Source organism: Paenibacillus sp. CB74 (assembly GCF_055687625.1).
Genome location: NZ_CM146009.1, coordinates 1343027 through 1361970 on the forward strand (window position 1 = coordinate 1343027; position 18944 = coordinate 1361970).

The following is an 18944-nucleotide window of genomic DNA, read 5'->3' on the forward strand; positions in this document are numbered from 1 at the left end:
CCCGTCACATCTAAATGTACGCAGCGACTTAACTACTATTATGGCTTGTTTTGCAGGGCGTTGTCCACTATAATGTTCAAGTCCGGGGCAAAGCCCTGGTCCATGAATAGCAGTTTAAAACCATATGTATAACATACGAAAGTCGTCAGCGATGGCGATTTTTCTTTGTGTGCTTGCAGGAGGAATGAATTCGTGTCATCGATTACTCGTCCCAAACGATCACATTCGACAGCCAATTATCTGATTCTGATTACGGTTATTGTGGTGGCGGGCATAAGTCAGGGGCTTTTGCTTCCTGTGCTTTCGATTTTTTTGGAGCAAAAAGGGGTTTCACCAGGTTTAAACGGATTAAACGCTGCCGCCTTGTACGTTGGTTCATTTGCCATGACGTTAGTTGCGGAGCGACTACTGGGTGCATTGGGGTTCAAAAAGCTGATTGTAGGCGGCCTGTTATTGGTCATGGTTCCTTTGATCCTGTTTCCTTATTTACCGGATATTAAAATATGGTTCATTTTACGTCTGGTCGTTGGAATAGGAGATAGCGCACTACATTATGCGGCCCAGCTCTGGGTGCTGCTTGTTACTGCACCTGAAAAGCGTGGACGTTACATATCGTTATATGGCATGTCCTACGGTCTCGGATTCAGTATTGGTCCTCTCGGAATAAAGCTGCTTGGCTTCGGTGATGCTGTCCCTTTCTGGGTCTTGTTCATCTGTATTGCAGCAGTACTTATCCTAGTATTAATGAAGCTTCCGGATACGAAACCGGAAAAAGCAGAGCATGGCCAACTGCCGGAACGTCGCTTCCGTCGCAGTCTGGCATGGGCCTGGTATGCACTTTTACCAGCACTCTTATACGGATATATGGAGGCCGGTATGAATAGCAACTTCCCCGTGTACGGCCTTCGGATTGGATTCGATACCAATCAGATTTCATCGTTGCTTCCATTTATCGGTATTGGAGGTTTGTTCCTTCAATTGCCCCTCGGAATGTTGAGTGACCGATATGGGCGTAAGAAGATATTGATGTTTGCGGGCATCAGTGGGGGGATTGTATTCATGCTGGTTCCTGTTGCAGGTACGCACTTCTGGTGGACACTTGTATTGTTAACGATCGCAGGTGGTCTGGTCGGTTCCTTTTTCTCATTGGGCTTGGCCTATGCCGCAGACATTTTGCCTAAAGTGTTGCTGCCCGCAGCCAACGTGGTGGCATCCTTTCATTTCACAATTGGAAGCATTATCGGACCGAATCTGGGTGGTCAGATGATCAACTGGATCTCACCCGGAAGTATGTTCACACTGCTTGGAATCATGTACCTTCTTTTTGGTGTGGCAGGTATATTATTTCGTCGTAAACCTGAGTTCGAATCTGTGTTAAAATAGAAGCTGGTGTTCGCATGGAAATTGATGTCCATTTCCGAGTACACTAGTGGTAGGGAAAAACATGGACAAGAGGAGACATCGCGATGATCAGAGTAGAGAACTTGAGTAAATCCGTTGGCGTGGACCGCGTTCCCGTTCTGCGGGATATTCGATTTGATATGCAACAAGGTGAGATGATTGCTGTCGTTGGTTCAAGCGGCAGCGGTAAGAGCATGTTGCTTAAATGTTTGGCCATGATGGAAAAATGGGATTCTGGCCGATTCACGGTGGATGGTGCCGAGATCTTGAAAGAAGGCTGGTCTGGAAAACGGAAAATCAAACGGGAATGGGCATACTTGGAGCAGAATCCTGAGTTATTCCCCAGACGTACAGCTCTTAAAAATGTATTAATCGGGCGATCGGGTCAGACTCCCGTATGGAGAATGGTAACCGGTATGGTACGTTCCGATGATTATATGGGTGCTATGGATTATCTCGAAGGATTGGGATTACTCGATAAGGCACATCAAATCGCGGAAAAGCTTAGTGGTGGCGAGAAGCAGCGTGTTGCCATTGCAAGAGCACTTGCTCATGGTGCCAAAGTGGTTCTGGCCGACGAACCTGTGATTGGTCTTGACCCTCACACGGCAGATTCGGTGCTAGAAACGTTGCGCAAATTATGTGAAGAAGAACGTGCTACAGTCATTGCAGTACTGCCTATTGAGCTTGCTGAGAAACATGCCACGCGGATATGGGGATTGGCAGAAGGCAAGATTGCTTTTGATATTCGTGGACGGAGACTGACGCAGCAAGAAAAAAACCAGATTTAAACTATTGAAAAGAGTGATGAGATTGTTTAATTCACGGTGGGGACGCTTCATTGCAGCAGGAACTATGGCAATTATGCTTGGTTCTGTTCTGAGCGGATGCACAGTCATAAGTGACCCCAAGGGTTTGATGAGAAAACCAATGATGTCCACAGATAAGGAAAAACTATATAACGTGGTTCAGCTTAAATTACCACCAGAGAGCACCTTGATCCGTCCCAAGGATATGAATAACACCAGTATGATTCGGGTAGAAGACCTGAATGGGGATGGAACTCGAGAAGCGATTGTCTTTTATGAGACACCAAACGAGAATGTGCGAATCCATGGCATGATTTTGGAAGAGCAGGGAGGCGCATGGGTTAAAAAGCTTACATTTGATGTGCCGGGAAATGAGCTGCAATCCTTTAAAGTATTGGATATTACGAATGATGGGAATCCGGATATTATTCTTGGTGTTAGTTTACAGGAGCAGAAAGCTTTGACTGCCTACTCTTATAAAGGCGGGGCGCTGGAGCAGGTTCTGGGCGGAGTACCATATAACCAGTATATTATTGATGATGCGCAGGGAAACACGCTGGATTTGAGTGGGGACGGCAAGAGCGATTTTGTTATCATTTCGCTCAACAACAGCGGCTTTGCAACCACTGCTTTATATCAGTATGAAGATGGCAGCTTCAAGGAAGTTGATCGGGTGCAGACCGACTATACAGTTAAAGAAGTTTATAGTGCTCTTGGTGGAGAGATCTCCAAAGGACAAATGGGGATTGTACTGGATATTGAGTTGGATGATCGGAGTTCCTTCTCGCAAATCATGTATGTTAAGGATAACAAGTTAATTAATGCTTTTAAATCACCGGATCAAACGTATAGAGATGACAAAATTTTAAGCGGTGATGTCGATAATGATGGTATTATTGAGTTTGGACTTAAAGAGACTCCAAAAGGTTGGGAGCATTACGTTTTTGATTCCAGGTTGTGGTTCTATACCTATTACCAATGGGATGGCAAAGAAGGCAAGAAATTTGTCTCGTTCCAATTCCGGGATGATGCTGATTTATTTCATCTAAATCTCAAGCCAGAGTGGTACGGTAAGATCACTATAGACACCAAATCGGAAAAGGAAAAATATATTCGATTTAAAATGATTGATACGGATGAAACCGTGGCAGAGATCAAATATTTCACCCTTTCCAAGTGGGAACAGGAGAAGGGTAAAAGCTGGAAGGAAATTACGCGTACCAAAGATCGGGTTATTGCTTCACGAGTAGCACAATCAGAGGCGGGTAAAGATGCACTGAGCAATATTTCTCAGCTGAATAGAAAGGGAGAACTTAATGAGTAAAGTACTTATTCTTGAGGATGAAGAATCCATCCGCAGTTTTATAGTGATTAATTTAAAGAGAAACGGATTCGAAGTGCTTGAAGCGGGTGATGGTCATGAAGCGCTTCGCATACTGCAAACAGTACCGGATATTGATCTGGCTCTGCTCGATGTCATGGTACCAGGTATTGATGGATTCGAGGTGTGTCGACGGATCCGTGAAACGAATGAACGTCTGGGCATCATCTTTTTGACCGCGAAAGTTCAGGAACAGGATAAAGTGTACGCACTCTCCGTTGGTGCAGATGATCACGTAAGCAAGCCTTTCAGCCCAACAGAGTTGATTGCACGTATTCAGTCGTTATTACGCCGTGTGAACGTGCATCGGGAAACTGCGGCGAAGGTTACGTTCCAGTCCGGACCATTTTCGCTGGACCTCATTTCGAAGCAATTTAAGAAACAGAATGAAGCCATTGAGCTGACTCCAACGGAGTTTTCCCTGATTCAGTTTTTCCTGGAAAAAGAGAATACACCGCTCAGCCGCGATGTATTGTTAGATCATGTATGGGGAAAAGAGTACATGGGTGATCCCAAAATTGTGGATGTTAACATTCGTCGTTTGCGTCAAAAAATTGAGAACAATCCTTCCGAGCCCGAATACCTGCAGACTGTATGGGGTCACGGGTACAAATGGAAGGGCCGGGAGCAATGATTAAAAAAGGCATTACACGGCAGATCGTACTACATTATTTCTTTGTAGTTTTTCTTGCTCTGCTGTTGGTCGAATTCGTATTTATGTTGGCAGTGCAAAGGTATTATTATGAAAGTATCTACAATACGATTAGTACCCACATTTCCAATTCAAAGGACTTTTTCGAGCCGATCGCACGTGAGAATAACACGGAAGATGGCAATAATCTGTCCAGATTAATTGTAAATTTGGCACTTTCCAATACTGAGTTGGAAATTTTGGATCTGAACGGGCGTGTATTGGCAAGTTCAACTGCTTTTGAATCCGACCGTGCGGTGCTGCAAACCAGTGATATTATGCAGGCTTTGAACGGGGATATGGGGCGCTGGATTGGAAGACAACCAGGTACTGGAGAATCTGTCATGGCCGTTTCACACAAGTTTGATCTTGGCGGCGAAAATACTTATGTTATTCGATACCTTACATCGCTTGAAAATGTGAACTCCAAACTACTGAATATGGGAATGCTTGCAATTGCGGTCGGTATTGGCGTGCTTGCTATAGTTTTGATCATTAGTATTGGGATGGCGAATTCCATTGTACGTCCAATCAACAACATCACCGCAGTCTCTGCCCAAATGGCCAGAGGACGGCTGGATGTCAGGGTAAAGGGGAATTACAAGCACGAACTGGGCGAATTGGCATCAACACTTAATTTCATGGCACATGAGATTGTGCGCAGCAATCAGATCAAGGATGATTTTATCTCGTCGATCTCCCATGAATTAAGAACACCGCTGACCAGTATCAAGGGCTGGAGCGAGACACTGGACTCAGGCGGTTATGATCCGGAAGAAACCCGTATCGGCATGGGTATCATTTCCAAAGAAACCGAACGATTGATTGGACTGGTCGAAGAGATGCTGGATTTCTCCAAATTGCAGCAGAATCAGATGAAGCTGGTTAAAGGAACGGTCAACATACGTGAAATTGTGCAGGAAACGATGTTGAATGTCTGGGCCAAAGCGGAACAAAAACAGGTTCATCTGAAGCTGGAAACAGACGAGACTCGAGCTTATAATGTCCATGGAGACGGGAATCGACTGAAACAAGTCTTTTTAAACATTGTAGATAATGCGATCAAATTTTCACATGAGAATTCCTGGATTTTCTTGTCCGTCAAAGAGGAGAATGGTCAGATTATTGCAGCGGTTCAAGACACCGGTATCGGAATTAGTGAAGAACACCTGATTAAAGTACGGGATCGCTTCTTCCAGGTCAATCATCAAAATGGGGGAACGGGACTGGGACTTGCGATTACGCAAGAACTGGTTGAACTGCATGAGGGAACAATTACGATGCAGAGTGAACTTGGATCGGGTACAATCGTTACGGTGACGTTACCGGCTGTGGCTGATGAGACGGGTACAGAAGAATCTGTAACGCAGTCTGGTGATCATGCATTGCCTGAAGAACGAACAGCAAGTGATGTAAAATTGGATCAGGAAAAGTCTTAAGCTTGAATCCATTTGCGATCACCGACCAGGTCTGCTTCACAATATTCATATCAATATCAAAAAGGCGAGCCATCCAAGGCTCGCCTTTTTTGTATAACGTTTATTTCATTATGAAGAAAGTTCACCAGCGCGCAAGCGCCCACTTTTTTCATATACTTCTTTCAACATACGAACGGGTTGCGTACGGACAGCCGGTTTGGCAGAGACGACCTCGTTAGGTCCAACGACAACAATTTCATCCGCTGTACCCTTCACAATTGCACCGTCTTTGATAATTGCACCTTCACCGATGATGGCGCGTTCGATGTGAACCCCACGGCCTATACGTGCGTTAGGCATAACGACACTGTCTTTAACCTCAGAGCCTTTACCTACTTCAGCGCCGCAGAAGATAACGGAACGTTCTGCACGACCTTCGATGGCACAAGAGTCATGAATCATGGAAGCTAACTGTTCGATCTTCGCATTTCTGGCTTTGTAAGCACTTGGCTTGGAACGCCAGCCGCGAGTAAACATCGGCCAGTTTTCTTTTTGCAGACTCCAGTTCTCATCGTTGTAGAGCAGGTCCATATGGGCATCCCACAGACTCTTAACTGTACCGACATCTTTCCAATACCCATTAAAGTTATAGACAAAAAGGGGATTGTTTTCGTTCAACATCTGTGGAATAACATCTTTACCGAAGTCATGGCTGGACTCAGGGTTAGCAGCATCTTCCAATAGATGGCGCTTCAAGTACTCCCATTTGAACATGTAAATGCCCATTGAAGCCAGATTACTTTTTGGTTCAGCCGGCTTCTCGGCAAATTCTGTTACACGCAGATCAGCATCGGCAGCCATAATGCCAAAGCGATGTGCTTCGTCCCAAGGAACTTCCATAACTGAAATCGTTGCTGCGGCATTATTGGCCTGATGAGCCTCCAACATATCACGATAATTCATATGATAAATATGGTCACCCGACAAAATTAGAACATTTTCGGGGTTTTGTTGATCAATATAGTCAATATTTTTATAAATAGCATCCGCCGTTCCCAAGTATTCGTCATTTCCTGTATGATAAGATGGAAGTAAGGAAATTCCCGCCTCATTTGAGTTGCCATGTCCCCATGGTTCTCCTCCACCAATATGATCATGTAACGATTCCGCTTGGTACTGCGTCAATACTCCTACAGTATCGATCCCTGAGTTTACGCAGTTACTGAGAGGAAAATCGATGATCCGGTAGTGCCCGCCAAACGGTACAGCGGGTTTTGCGATACTTGAGGTTAAAGGGGCTAATCGCTTCCCTTCTCCTCCCGCCAACAGCATAGCGATGCAATCTTTATTAAACATAATCGTTTCCCTCCCAAAATATTGTGCATTGTAGTACATCATTAACGCAAAGTAGAGCAATTGAAACTATTGTTGCTGTAAAAATTCAGAAAAAATACAACATTTTCTAAAGCACCGCATTTTTCTTTTCAACTTGGCTAGAATGGGGTAATGGTAACTGTTATATCTATTTTCTTGAGAAGAAGGTGATCTCTTGGCCATTCAACCGTTAGCACATCCGGATATTTTGCCGGAGCATATTTATTTATTTCATGAAGGAAACCTTCATCACAGTTATCGAATGTTGGGCGCGCAGCCTGAGACTTGCGATGGCCTTCAAGGGTATCGCTTTACCGTATGGGCACCAAATGCCGCAGAAGTAGGACTGGCTCTGGACCGCAATGAATGGAAAGGCGAAAAGGAACCTTTATATAAGATACCCGAATCAGGATTTTGGAGTCGTTTTTTTCCGGAAATCAGTGAAGGAACTTTATACAAGTTCCGAATACTAACGGAAGATGGCACAGAATTGCTCAAAGCGGACCCATACGCGTTTCAAGCAGAGGTTCGACCTCAGACAGCTTCTGTCACCAGTTCAATCGAAGGGTATAAATGGAATGATGGAGCCTGGAGACGCAAACAACGTACCATGTATAACAAACCTCTACATATTTACGAAATGCATATGGGAACCTGGAGGCGAAAAGAAGACGGAAGCCTCTATAATTATCGCGAGATGGCTGATTTACTTGTTCCTTACTTATTAGAAATGAAATATACACATGTTGAAATGATGCCCCTCAGTGAACATCCATACGACCTTTCGTGGGGATACCAAAACACAGGATTTTACGCGCCAACCAGTCGTTATGGGCATCCGAAAGATCTGATGTACCTGGTGGATACATTACATCAGGCTGGGATTGGCGTATTGCTGGATTGGGTTCCTGCACATTTTGCCAAAGACGCTCATGGGCTGCGTATGTTTGATGGTACGCCTTTGTATGAGTATGCAGATCCGATGTTAGCGGAGAAGCCGGGTTGGGGTACACTCAGCTTTGACTACTCGAAACCTGAAATTCGTTCATTTCTGATCTCCAATGCATTATATTGGATGGAGATGTATCATTTTGACGGACTCCGTGTTGATGCAGTTACGAGTATGCTTCGGCTTGATTTTGAGAAGCAGCCAGGACAATATCGTACCAATGATGAAGGTGGTCTTGAAAACAAAGAGGCTGTAGCTTTCTTACAGCAGCTAAATGAGACGGTGTTTAAGTATTTCCCTTATGCATTGATGATGGCTGAAGAATCAAGTGCATGGCCAATGGTGACTTTACCAGTACATGAAGGTGGTCTGGGCTTTAACTACAAATGGAACATGGGCTGGATGAATGACACGCTTGATTACATGGAATCTGATTTTCATGAACGTCCTTCCAAACATCATTTGCTGACTTTCCCGGTCGTATACTCCTTTGCTGAAAATTATGTGCTTCCTCTGTCTCATGACGAGGTTGTTCATGGCAAAAAGTCGCTCCTCGACAAGATGCCAGGAACCTATGAGCAGAAATTTGCTGGCATGCGTGCTTTTCTGGGCTATTTTATGACTTTCCCAGGGAAAAAGCTGTTGTTTATGGGTGGAGAATTTGGCCAGTTCATCGAATGGAAAGATGAGGATCAACTGGACTGGTTCTTGCTGGATTATGACAGTCACCGCAATTTACATCAGTTTGAGCGTGAGCTGTCTAACCTGTACTTGAGCGAAAAAGCTTTGTGGGAGCTTGATCATTCCTTGGACGGTTATGAATGGATCACTCCGGATGATCAGGACCAGAGTGTCATTTCATATGTACGCAAAGGAAAAAAACCTGCGGATACACTCCTTGTGCTCATAAACTTTCAGCCGGTCAAGCGGGAGCGTTACCGGATTGGTGTCATGCGTCCCGGTATGTATACCGAAGTTCTGAACAGTGACCATTCCGTCTACGGCGGTTCAGGCATTACTAATGATATGCAACTGCCTACCGAAAAGATTCCTTTTCATGGGCATCCGCATAGTCTTGAATTAGTTTTGCCTCCGCTGAGCATTGTGATTCTAAAAAAGAACACGCGTCGGAAAACGGATGAATCGCCTGCGAGTATTACTTCCGTCAGTTCAACAACGAAAAATAAGAAAGAAAACAACACGCTAAAGCCGAAGAGGAGGACAAAGGCATGAATATTCTATTTGCTGCTGCTGAAGTACATCCATTTATCAAAACAGGTGGCCTTGCTGACGTAATCGGTGCTCTCCCTTTCGCATTAAAGAAGAACGGGGCAGACGTGCGGGTGATTATGCCTAAATACAAAGGGATTCCTGATGAATATAAAGAGGCATTGCAACCAGTCATCACAACTGATGTGCCTCTTGGTTGGCGCAGACCTTATTGTGGAATAGAAATGCTGGTTTATGATGGAATTCCAGTTTATTTTGTGGATAATGAGTATTATTTTGGTCGTGATGGAGTGTACGGGTATATGGATGACGGCGAGCGTTTCGCCTTCTTCAACCGTGCAGTTCTCGAAGTGTTGCCACAGATTGAGTTCAAACCTGACGTGCTGCACAGTCATGACTGGCATGCAGGAATGATTCCTTTGGTACTTGAAGCCCATTACAGACATGATTCATTCTACAGTGATATTCGTACGGTATTCACCATACATAACTTGTTGTACCAAGGGGTATTCCCGCATGAGTTATTCAGTGAAATCCTTGAGTTGGACGATCGATATTTCACCGTAGATGGAGCCGAATATTATGGTAATGTCAATTTCCTGAAAGCAGGAATTGTGTATGCTGACCATGTGACAACTGTGAGCCCAACATATGCTCAGGAGGTGCAAACCTCTTATTATGGATACGGATTGGACGGACTGCTAAGCTCACTTGGAGATCGTTTCAGCGGGATTGTGAACGGGATTGATACCAAGAGCTACAACCCGGCAACGGACACCAAAATTCCAGTGAAATACAGAACGAGTCTGGCCAAGAAAACGGAGAACAAAATTGAGCTGCAAAAGGAACTTGGACTTCCAGTTCGTCCCGATGTACCTCTCATGGTGATGGTGACAAGGCTCGTGGACTCAAAGGGGCTTGATCTGGTCTGCCGTATCCTGGATGAATTGTTGTACTATGACGACATTCAATTCGCTGTACTGGGAACAGGAGAGCCAACGTATGAACACTGGTTCCGTGAAGCCGCTAATCGTTATCCGCTCAAAATGTCTGCCCAGATCACGTTTAACGATGGGTTATCCCGCCGCTTCTATGCAGGGAGTGATATCTTCCTGATGCCATCGAGGTTCGAACCATGTGGTATTAGTCAGTTACTGGCTCTGCGGTATGGGAGTGTGCCTCTGGTAAGGGAAACAGGGGGGCTGAATGATACTGTGCAGGCATACAATGAGTATACTGGAGAAGGGAATGGATTCTCATTCACTAGCTTTAATGCACATGACATGATGAATACCATTCGACGTGCCGAGGAAATCTACAAACAGCCAGAACATTGGAAGAAGATTGTGAAAAATGCAATGAGCGGGGAATACAGCTGGAACGTCTCAGCTGAAGAATATATGGACATATATCGCCGGATCACACATGAGCCTGTAAACTGATGTAATCCTGAATGAGTCGCAGCATATCATGCTGTGGCTTTTTTTAAACTAATAAACAAAAACACTTCCAAAGTTCAGAATGAAAGTCAACATCTGAGACAGTGGAAGTGTTTTCTCTTTTTTTATATGACTGTTTGAATATAAACTTCAATAGTGTTGGATGTTTGTCTGATCAAGCTGTCTATACAAAATGCGGTACCCATACGGGTCAAGTTTAATATTCATCATTCCATCGGTTGGAAATACAGGCTCTTCGGTTAATGCATCCTTCCAGTCTTTCGTTTCCATGGGATGAGAAAGCGTTCGATCTTGAGGTGTATTATTCATCCATACGGTAAAGTGAAGGTTGTCATCCACACGCTCGTACACAATACAGGGATCATGGTGATCCGCCTTAAGGAAACGGAAGCGTCCTTTACGCAGGGCTTCATTGCTTTTACGTAAATCAATCATCAGACGATAGAAATCATACAGTTCTCTGTCTTGCTTGGCGGGGTCCCATTCCATACATTTTCGACAATCTGGATCAGCATCACCACTAATTCCCACCTCATCGCCGTAGAAAATACAGGGTGTACCGATATAGGTGAAAAGAAATACAACCGACAACTTTAAACGGCGTTTGTCTTCTCCTAACCGGGTCAGCAGTCGTGGGGTATCATGGCTGCACAGCATATTGAAGATGACTTCGTTGGTTTGTTGTGGATAGCGCATAATCAGTGAACCCATCTCATTGGCAAAGTTATAACCATCCATTGAACCACAGAAGAACTGAAGCACTTTGTCGGCAAATGGGTAATTCATGACGGAATCGAATTGATCACCCATAAGCCAGGTCAACGAGTCGCTCCATACTTCACCAACAATATAGGCTTCCGGATTCGCTGCCTTAACAACCTTGCGAAAATCACGCCAGAAATGGTTGTCCACTTCATTGGCTACATCCAGACGCCAGCCATCCAGCTTGATTTCCTTAATCCAGTACTCTGCTACATCAAGTAGATATGCTTTAACCTCTGGGTTGGCTGTATTGAACTTGGGCATGTTGCCATAGAAACCAAATGTATCGTAGGTAGGGATACCGTCTTTGATCTGAATCGGATATTCATTGATGTGGAACCAGCCGGCATACTTTGAGTTTTTTCCATTCTGGAGAACGTCTTGAAAAGGAGGGAAGTCTTCACTGCAATGGTTAAACACAGCGTCAAGCATCACTCGGATACCCAGACGATGGCATTCTTCTGTCAATTGTTTGAGCAGGGCATTGTCACCAAAATGAGGGTCGACTTTTTTATAGTCTATTGTGTCGTATTTGTGATAGGAATTGGCTTGGAATAGCGGGGTAAAGTAAATGGCGTTCACGCCAAGTTCGGTCAAGTCATGCAAATGATCCAGCACACCTTGCAGATCTCCACCAAAAAAATTGTCCAACTCCGGTTTGCCACCCCATTCATGCGTTTCTGGAGGATTCAGCTTGGGATCACCATTAGCAAACCGTTCAGTCATGATCTGATAAAAGACGGCTTCTTTGGCCCATTCAGGTACCTTAAACACATCGATTTCATGTATATACGAAAACTCATAATATCCTCCGGTTGGATAGGGGAGCTCATAATGAATTCCGTTATCGGCAAGAAAAACATCTTCCGAACCGGCGGTTATTCGAAATATATAGGTGAGACGTTTGAATTGTGGCTTGACGGCAGCCTCCCAATAATCAAACATGCTATCCGCAGCAGCCTTCTCCAGTTGTATTTCCTTATACGTTCCGTTCCAATTGTACTTATCTCCGGTCAGTGCAGTCACGTATTGCACATCATTTCGTTTGGTTCGTACACGCAGATGTATGGTTGACGAATTATAGGCATAAGCCCACTTGTCACGAGGAACATGATACATGGCTTCTAGCAGCATGACAGCACCTCCTCAATATAGGATAAGTTATGAAAACCGGTCTTTTTGAACACGTACTTATATCAATAAATAACCAAGTTAGCCAGCAAATGAACCACATTTACTGTAATAAAATGAATTATTTTCATCGTTTTCAAAGGTTTCTTTCACAGCATCTCCAGCTTCTTGCTGAATATACGTACAGCTAATTAAGAAAAAGGCACCCTGAAACAGCTTGGAATTCAAGTCTGTTTAGGGTGCCTATATCACATGTTGATTAGATTCTTAGCGAATAGCTTGCTCGAATTCCGTTCGGATGGTTTGAAGCAGTTCTGGCTGACTGAGTACGTCGTAGGCTGTTGTAGCAAGTGCTTTTGCTCCCAGAATCATGCCATCCAGCGCGCGGTCCTGAAGTGCAAGATCACGGAAGGCAATGGAGTGCAGGGTATGAACTTCATCCACTACACGGATGTAGGGGTGGATTGCGGGACATTTCAGGGAAACGTTACCGATGTCCATGGAGCCATGATCGTTACCACTCACAATCTCTTCTTGCGGGATACCGAGTTCCATCAGATTTTGACTAAATGCCGCTGAGAATGCCTCATTGGTGACCATCTCGTCATAGGACGTTTCATAGTTGGATGTCACGAGCTTGCAACCTGTCTGCAGCGCAGAACCTTCAGCGATCTGAATCACACGTTCAGTGAGGATATTCAGTTCTTTACGGGTTGCAGCACGCACATAAAATTGTGCAGAAGCGTAGTCAGGAATGATGTTTGCTGCCTGACCTCCGTTATTGATCACACCGTGAATCCGAACGGTACTTTTCACTTGTTGCCGGAATGCATTGATTCCGTTGAACGTTTGAATGACGGCATCCAGAGCATTAATGCCTTCATGCGGACTTGCGGCAGCATGTGAAGATCGACCATGAAATTCAAATTGAACAGCATCAATCGCCAGCGAGCTGCCTGACTTTTCGTAGGCATAGTATGGATGCGCCATAAGGGCAACATCGCAGTCATCGAACAAGCCTGCTTCCGCCATCGGAACTTTGGCACCACGAGTCTCTTCAGCAGGTGTGCCAAACACTTTAATTGTTCCACCTACTTCATCCAGAATGGCCTTAAGCCCAACAGCAGCTCCAAGACTCATCATGCAGATCAGATGGTGACCACAAGCGTGACCGATCTCCGGCAGCGCGTCATATTCGCACAATAATGCAATGGTAGGGCCGGGTTTGGCGGCGGAATACGTTCCGATAAAGGCTGTCTCCAGTCCAAGAATGGGAGCCTCTACTGTGAAACCATGATAGAGAAGTTCTTCTTTCAAACGGGCAGAAGCGAGATACTCTTCATTTCCCAGTTCGGGATTCGCACCGATATATGATGAAATGGCTTTAAAACGGGAAGCATATTGATCAATAACCGTAAGAATTTGTGATTTTTTAGATGTCATTGGTAAACTCCTTATACGTAATGAAAATAATTCATTGATTATATCATGTTTGCTTTATTTTTTCAGAAACAAGTCAAGATTTGTAATTTCAAAATGCATTGCATAATCATGCATTGTACTTTATAATGACTCAGTCATCAACATGAGAAGCATACAATGTACTGTAAGGGGAGAAAAAGGTTGAAATTGATAAGTCGTTACACCATGATGCTGTTGACCTTTGTTATTCTGCTGACGACTGCCGTTCCTTTGGCATTGGCAAGTGGAACTACAGATAATTCAAGCAGTAAAAAGCTGGTGCTCGGTACAAGTGCCGATTTTGCACCATATGAATTCCATAAAGTGATTAATGGTAAAGATGAAATCGTTGGTTTTGATATTGAGATCGCCAAAGAGATTGCCAAAGATCTTGGCGCTGAGCTTGTGATTGAGGATATGGGCTTCGACGGTCTTCTGCCTTCATTGCAGAGCGGGCGTGTTGATCTGGTGATTTCAGGTATGACGCCGACGGATGAGCGGAAGAAAAGTATCGATTTTTCCGACACCTACTATAAATCAAAACAAGTGATCATGGTTCGCAATGTGGATAAAGACAAATATCCAACCATGACCGAACTTGAAAATGCGAAGATTGGCGTTCAGAAAGGCTCCATTCAGGAAACGATCGGACAGAGTATTCCAGGAGCGAAGCTTACTGCGCTTGATAAAATCTCGGATATCGTGCTTCAACTGCAAACCAAACGTATTGACGCGGCAATCGTAGAAGATACCGTGGCTGCAGGTTATCTGGACGATATCATTGGACTTGCTGCTGCTGTTCCGGACGAAGAGCAAGCAGAAGCGGCAATCGGGATTCGTAAAGGCAATACCGAGCTGCTAGCAGCCGTAAATGGAACACTGGAGCGATTGAAAAGCGAAGATAAAATCAATCAGATGGTGACGGACGCCAGCCTCTTGATGGCGGACAAAGCAAACAAATCACAAAATATTTTCCAAGTATTCTGGCAGTACAAAAGTTTCTATGCTACAGGTATAGGCTACACACTTCTGTTGTCTGCACTTGGGGTTATCTTCGGGGTAATTATTGGATTGATCATCTGTTTGTTCCGTTTGCATGACGCTGCAATTTTGCGGTGGATCGGTACTGCTTACGTTGAAGTGATCCGTGGTACACCAATGCTGGTACAATTAATGATCATTTACTATGGTTTTTCCCTAAGCTTTGGCATTAACTTCACTGCACTTCAGGCAGGTATCATTACACTTTCAATTAATAGTGGTGCTTATCTGGCAGAGATTTTCCGTGCAGGTATTCAAGGTGTGGATCGGGGTCAGTTGGAAGCAGCTCGTTCCCTGGGAATGGGTAGAGGGGCAGCAATGCGTTATATTATTTTACCGCAAGCCTTCAAAGCTGTATTACCGGCGATCGGTAATGAATTCATAACCATCATCAAAGAATCCTCCATTATCTCCGTTATCGGTATGGTGGACATTATGTATCAGGCAAGTGTGGTCAAAAACATTACGTACCAAGGCTTGAGTCCATTTTTGATTGCAGCAGCCATCTACTTTGTAATGACGTTCATTTTGTCCAAGCTGCTGGGACGACTGGAAAGGAAGTTGAGTGCAAGTGATAGACGTTAGACAATTACACAAATCTTATGGAAATAACGATGTGCTTAAGGGCATTAACGTGACGATTGGCAAAGGTGAGGTTGTCGTGGTCATCGGTCCTTCCGGTTCGGGGAAAAGTACATTCTTGCGTTGTCTGAACCTGCTGGAACAACCTACCTCGGGAGAGATTGATTTTGAAGGCGTGTCAATCACAGACCCCAAGCACAACATTAACGCAACTCGTGAGAAAATGGGAATGGTGTTTCAGCATTTCAACCTGTTCCCACACAAAACGGTAGAACAAAACATCACAATCGCTCCGATCAAAGTAAAGAAACAATCCACGCTGGAAGCGGAAAAAATTGCTGCTGATCTGCTTAACACCGTGGGCTTGTACGATAAAAAAGATGTATTCCCGAATCAGCTGTCCGGTGGACAGAAGCAGCGGATCGCCATTGCCAGAGCATTGGCCATGCAGCCGCATGTCATGCTGTTTGACGAGCCTACATCGGCACTGGACCCCGAGATGGTCGGCGAAGTTCTGGATGTCATGAAACGTCTTGCAGAAGGCGGGATGACGATGGTCATCGTCACGCATGAGATGGGGTTTGCACGTGAAGTTGGAGACCGTATCCTGTTCATGGATGGCGGGGTTATTGTGGAAGAGGGAACACCTGATGAGGTGTTTGGAGCACCGAAAAATTCACGTACACGTGACTTCCTTGCGAAAGTACTCTAAATGAATTGATTAAATAGCGTTACTGACTTCGAGTCGGTAACGCTATTTTTTTGTTGAAAATAATTACATATGGGATTCGAAAAGTAACTATTCTGTTACCAAATGTATAGCGGATATCTGGCCCAAACACTTTTAGATTATTCAATATTCTTACACGTGCTTATACATGTTGAATCCATTTGGTAAGAATTACTACAAGTTCAGGTTACAAAATTGTGATATATTGAACTCTGCCGAAACTTCCGGACAGGGAGTGCGGGGGATGTAACGATGCAGATAGTGCAGGGGGAAGATCTACAGCACACTGCTTGGGGTGAATTAGGGGTACATATCGTTTCAAATGTAATGATGGACCTATAGGGTGGGCTCCTCATCCGAATCCGACAACTAACTTCGCAGGCACAATGAGGGAGGAAGACCATGATTAACAAGAAACGTATAGCCAAAACAGCAGTAGCATTAATGACAACAGCAATGCTCATACAAGCCGTTCCGGCTCACGCCGATTCAGTTCATGTGGCCAAAGAGGGGGATACCTTCTACACCTTATCGAAACAATACGGAGTATCAATGAACACGTTAGTTAAAGCAAACAATGACATTTCGCCTTACAACATTTATGGTGGTTTGAAAATTACGATTCCCGGTAAGGCAAACAATGTAGCTGCCGCGGCGACGGAGAGCAAGACCCAAGCCAAAACGGTTACGACAGCAAGCTTGGACGTTAACACAGATAACAAAGTGGTTCAAGCGTGGGGTAAAACATTTGATTACAGTAAAACTGTGAACGTGAAAGCAACAGCGTACTCTGCAGATCCGTCTGAAAATGGAGGATGGGGTGCCGTCGATTATTTCGGAAATGACCTTGAACTGGGTACGATTGCAGTAGATCCTAGTGTCATTCCTCTTGGAACCAAAGTACTGGTAACGGGTCACAGCCATCCAGGCTTGCCAAAACAGGCTTTTGTGGCTACAGCACGTGATGTGGGCGGTGCAATCAAGGGTCACCGGATTGATATCTTTATCCCTGGTAGCAAACAGTCGGTAAGCACATTTGGTTTTCAGGATATTGAGTTGTACATTCTGAAGTAGAGCGTAAATTTCATTTAAACTGAATTCAAACAGGGTGTCTGCCAGTCGCTAACTTGCGATTGAACAGCACCCTTTTAATATTTCCATGATTACCTAACACGGTTATTCTATTCTTTCGCCTTCGGTAATCCCAGCATTTCGTCCAAGGTGACCAGTTCATATCCCCGGTTACGCAGTTCCTCAATAATTTCAGGCAAAGCCTCAATCGTGCCATTCAGATTCGATCCAACACCGCCTCCTGCATGTTGTAGAACGATGGAGCCAGGTTTTACAGCAGACAGGATGTTATCTTTCACCTTTTCCTTGGAAAGACCTTTCCAGTCCAGAGAGTCAACGTTCCAGTTCACAATACTATAATGTTGTCTGGCAGCCCATTGCAGCTGTTCTTCATTAATGTCTCCATACGGAGGTCGAATCATCTTGGGCGTATATCCCGCCAAATGGCGAATGATATCCCCGGTATGTAAAATTTGTTTGCGGAAGGCATTCATCGACAGCTTACTGAACTCCGGATGATTGTAGCTGTGATTGCCAACGATGTGCCCTTCCTTAACAATCCTTTTTACCAAATCGGGGTGCTTCTCAGCACGACTACCAACGATGAAAAACGTAGCTCTGACTTTATACTTTTTCAACAGATCCAACACCTGCGGAGTAAACCGTGGATCGGGCACATCATCAAATGTCAACGCAACCTGTTTGGTTGAAGGACCATTAGTTTTGAACGTATCGGCATATTTCTGACGTAACTGTCCCAATGTTAATTGTTCTTCTTCCACGGAATCAGTATTGGATACCGATTCACTTGGCGGGTCTGAAGCATCCCGTGATGAAGCTGGTGGTGCTTGATATCCTCCGAGAAAAACAACGATAACCATCAGCATAATGAGGCGTACGCGCATAATAACAGCCTCCTTTTCCAAAATGACGTTCTCTATGGTATGCCCGTGGACTTGAGAAAATATGCGCAGTGTGAGAAGTTTCATTGCTGATTTAACTCATGACAGCCATAATTCCTCCATATATAACATATAGAAAAGGAGCGGTGGAATAGCCATGAGTACATATGATTTGAAATCGATACGTTTACAGGTGATTGAAGCAGGAGAGGATAAGGTTTTTCTCGTTACGGGAGGAAAAGCTCATATTGGCGCTGTAGCCACGTTCTATGTGGAAGATGAGCGGGTCAGCGGCACGACAGTCCATATTCCGGGACATAAGGAACAAGAACTGTGTGAGCGGCTTGCCCGAAAGGCTGCCCAACAATTAAAAATGACCGTTACGGTAATTATGGGTATCCATTTTGATTCCATTACACGGATGCAGATCGATGAAATCGTGCAGACTGCAGAGAGGCTAATGGAGGATCATCTGAGCAAGGATAAACGATCTTCCTAATATAAAGAGCAATCGCATGTTTTAATTTTATTTGCTAAAATTGAAACGAGTT

The 18944-nt window shown here is 44.5% G+C and carries 15 protein-coding genes and 1 riboswitch; of the genes, 11 read left to right on the top strand and 4 right to left on the bottom strand.

Annotated features, from left to right (window positions below; genetic code table 11):
• Positions 1-192: 192 nt before the first annotated feature.
• From ACX9NY_RS06180 to ACX9NY_RS06200, 5 genes are all read left to right on the top strand, one after another.
• Positions 193-1383, top strand: coding sequence for an MFS transporter (locus ACX9NY_RS06180; RefSeq protein WP_339234451.1), 1191 nt, complete (start codon positions 193-195; stop codon positions 1381-1383).
• Positions 1384-1466: 83 nt separating this feature from the next.
• Positions 1467-2192 (top strand): phosphonate ABC transporter ATP-binding protein, encoded by a 726-nt coding sequence (locus ACX9NY_RS06185; RefSeq protein ID WP_036613671.1) that lies wholly within the window; start codon positions 1467-1469, stop codon positions 2190-2192.
• Positions 2193-2331: 139 nt separating this feature from the next.
• Positions 2332-3534, top strand: coding sequence for a hypothetical protein (locus ACX9NY_RS06190; RefSeq protein WP_339234445.1), 1203 nt, complete (start codon positions 2332-2334; stop codon positions 3532-3534).
• Complete coding sequence (locus ACX9NY_RS06195; RefSeq protein ID WP_017688086.1) at positions 3527-4225, top strand: response regulator transcription factor; 699 nt, start codon at positions 3527-3529, stop codon at positions 4223-4225. The genes ACX9NY_RS06190 and ACX9NY_RS06195 overlap by 8 nt, the downstream gene beginning before the upstream one ends.
• The gene (locus tag ACX9NY_RS06200) at positions 4222-5721 is read left to right on the top strand and encodes a sensor histidine kinase (protein ID WP_342570268.1); all 1500 of its coding nucleotides are present in this window, start codon (positions 4222-4224) and stop codon (positions 5719-5721) included. Before ACX9NY_RS06195 ends, ACX9NY_RS06200 begins: the two co-directional genes overlap by 4 nt.
• A gap of 108 nt (positions 5722-5829) precedes the next feature.
• On the opposite strand, the gene ACX9NY_RS06205 is transcribed toward ACX9NY_RS06200, so the two are convergent.
• Positions 5830-7056 (bottom strand): glucose-1-phosphate adenylyltransferase, encoded by a 1227-nt coding sequence (locus ACX9NY_RS06205; protein ID WP_339234441.1) that lies wholly within the window; start codon positions 7054-7056, stop codon positions 5830-5832.
• A 193-nt stretch (positions 7057-7249) separates the two neighbouring features.
• On the opposite strand from ACX9NY_RS06205, the gene glgB reads away from it, so the two are divergent.
• Both glgB and glgA read left to right on the top strand, forming a co-directional pair.
• Positions 7250-9256 (top strand): 1,4-alpha-glucan branching protein GlgB, encoded by a 2007-nt coding sequence (glgB, locus tag ACX9NY_RS06210; protein ID WP_339234439.1) that lies wholly within the window; start codon positions 7250-7252, stop codon positions 9254-9256.
• On the top strand, positions 9253-10695 hold the full coding sequence (glgA, locus tag ACX9NY_RS06215; RefSeq protein ID WP_339234437.1) for a glycogen synthase GlgA: 1443 nt from the start codon (positions 9253-9255) through the stop codon (positions 10693-10695). The genes glgB and glgA overlap by 4 nt, the downstream gene beginning before the upstream one ends.
• A gap of 147 nt (positions 10696-10842) precedes the next feature.
• On the opposite strand, the gene ACX9NY_RS06220 is transcribed toward glgA, so the two are convergent.
• Together ACX9NY_RS06220 and ACX9NY_RS06225 are read right to left on the bottom strand one after the other, a co-directional pair.
• Positions 10843-12609, bottom strand: coding sequence for an alpha-glycosidase (locus ACX9NY_RS06220; protein ID WP_339255819.1), 1767 nt, complete (start codon positions 12607-12609; stop codon positions 10843-10845).
• 264 nt (positions 12610-12873) lie between these two features.
• On the bottom strand, positions 12874-14049 hold the full coding sequence (locus tag ACX9NY_RS06225; RefSeq protein ID WP_339234434.1) for a M20 family metallopeptidase: 1176 nt from the start codon (positions 14047-14049) through the stop codon (positions 12874-12876).
• A 180-nt stretch (positions 14050-14229) separates the two neighbouring features.
• Here ACX9NY_RS06225 and ACX9NY_RS06230 point away from each other — a divergent pair, with 180 nt between their 5' ends.
• The 3 genes from ACX9NY_RS06230 to ACX9NY_RS06240 all read left to right on the top strand — a co-directional run bounded on the left by ACX9NY_RS06230 (position 14230) and on the right by ACX9NY_RS06240 (position 17494).
• Positions 14230-15693: an ABC transporter substrate-binding protein/permease gene (locus ACX9NY_RS06230; protein WP_472477605.1), complete on the top strand. Its 1464-nt coding sequence runs from the start codon at positions 14230-14232 to the stop codon at positions 15691-15693.
• A complete protein-coding gene (locus ACX9NY_RS06235) occupies positions 15680-16402 on the top strand; it encodes an amino acid ABC transporter ATP-binding protein (RefSeq protein ID WP_339234430.1) in 723 nt (240 codons plus the stop codon). Before ACX9NY_RS06230 ends, ACX9NY_RS06235 begins: the two co-directional genes overlap by 14 nt.
• Before the next feature lie 221 nt (positions 16403-16623).
• Positions 16624-16820, top strand: a riboswitch (cyclic di-AMP (ydaO/yuaA leader).
• Between the two features lie 2 nt (positions 16821-16822).
• On the top strand, positions 16823-17494 hold the full coding sequence (locus ACX9NY_RS06240) for a 3D domain-containing protein (protein WP_339234429.1): 672 nt from the start codon (positions 16823-16825) through the stop codon (positions 17492-17494).
• Positions 17495-17601: 107 nt separating this feature from the next.
• Here the strand turns inward: ACX9NY_RS06240 and ACX9NY_RS06245 are convergent, their stop codons facing one another.
• Positions 17602-18396, bottom strand: a complete 795-nt coding sequence (locus tag ACX9NY_RS06245; protein ID WP_339234428.1) for a polysaccharide deacetylase family protein — start codon at positions 18394-18396, stop codon at positions 17602-17604.
• A gap of 154 nt (positions 18397-18550) precedes the next feature.
• Between ACX9NY_RS06245 and lpdD the strand changes: the two genes are divergently transcribed.
• Positions 18551-18892: a prenylated flavin chaperone LpdD gene (gene lpdD / locus ACX9NY_RS06250; protein WP_339234425.1), complete on the top strand. Its 342-nt coding sequence runs from the start codon at positions 18551-18553 to the stop codon at positions 18890-18892.
• Positions 18893-18944: the final 52 nt, after the last annotated feature.

Bases quoted from the DNA above. Each gene is read 5' to 3' on its own strand.
- ACX9NY_RS06185 (WP_036613671.1), top strand. From the start codon at position 1,467: ATGATCAGAGTAGAGAACTTGAGTAAATCCGTTGGCGTGGACCGCGTT.
- ACX9NY_RS06190 (WP_339234445.1), top strand. From the start codon at position 2,332: ATGATGTCCACAGATAAGGAAAAACTATATAACGTGGTTCAGCTTAAA.
- ACX9NY_RS06195 (WP_017688086.1), top strand. From the start codon at position 3,527: ATGAGTAAAGTACTTATTCTTGAGGATGAAGAATCCATCCGCAGTTTT.
- ACX9NY_RS06200 (WP_342570268.1), top strand. From the start codon at position 4,222: ATGATTAAAAAAGGCATTACACGGCAGATCGTACTACATTATTTCTTT.
- ACX9NY_RS06205 (WP_339234441.1), bottom strand. From the start codon at position 7,056: ATGTTTAATAAAGATTGCATCGCTATGCTGTTGGCGGGAGGAGAAGGG.
- glgA (WP_339234437.1), top strand. From the start codon at position 9,253: ATGAATATTCTATTTGCTGCTGCTGAAGTACATCCATTTATCAAAACA.
- ACX9NY_RS06220 (WP_339255819.1), bottom strand. From the start codon at position 12,609: ATGCTGCTAGAAGCCATGTATCATGTTCCTCGTGACAAGTGGGCTTAT.
- ACX9NY_RS06225 (WP_339234434.1), bottom strand. From the start codon at position 14,049: ATGACATCTAAAAAATCACAAATTCTTACGGTTATTGATCAATATGCT.
- ACX9NY_RS06240 (WP_339234429.1), top strand. From the start codon at position 16,823: ATGATTAACAAGAAACGTATAGCCAAAACAGCAGTAGCATTAATGACA.
- ACX9NY_RS06245 (WP_339234428.1), bottom strand. From the start codon at position 18,396: ATGCGCGTACGCCTCATTATGCTGATGGTTATCGTTGTTTTTCTCGGA.
- lpdD (WP_339234425.1), top strand. From the start codon at position 18,551: ATGAGTACATATGATTTGAAATCGATACGTTTACAGGTGATTGAAGCA.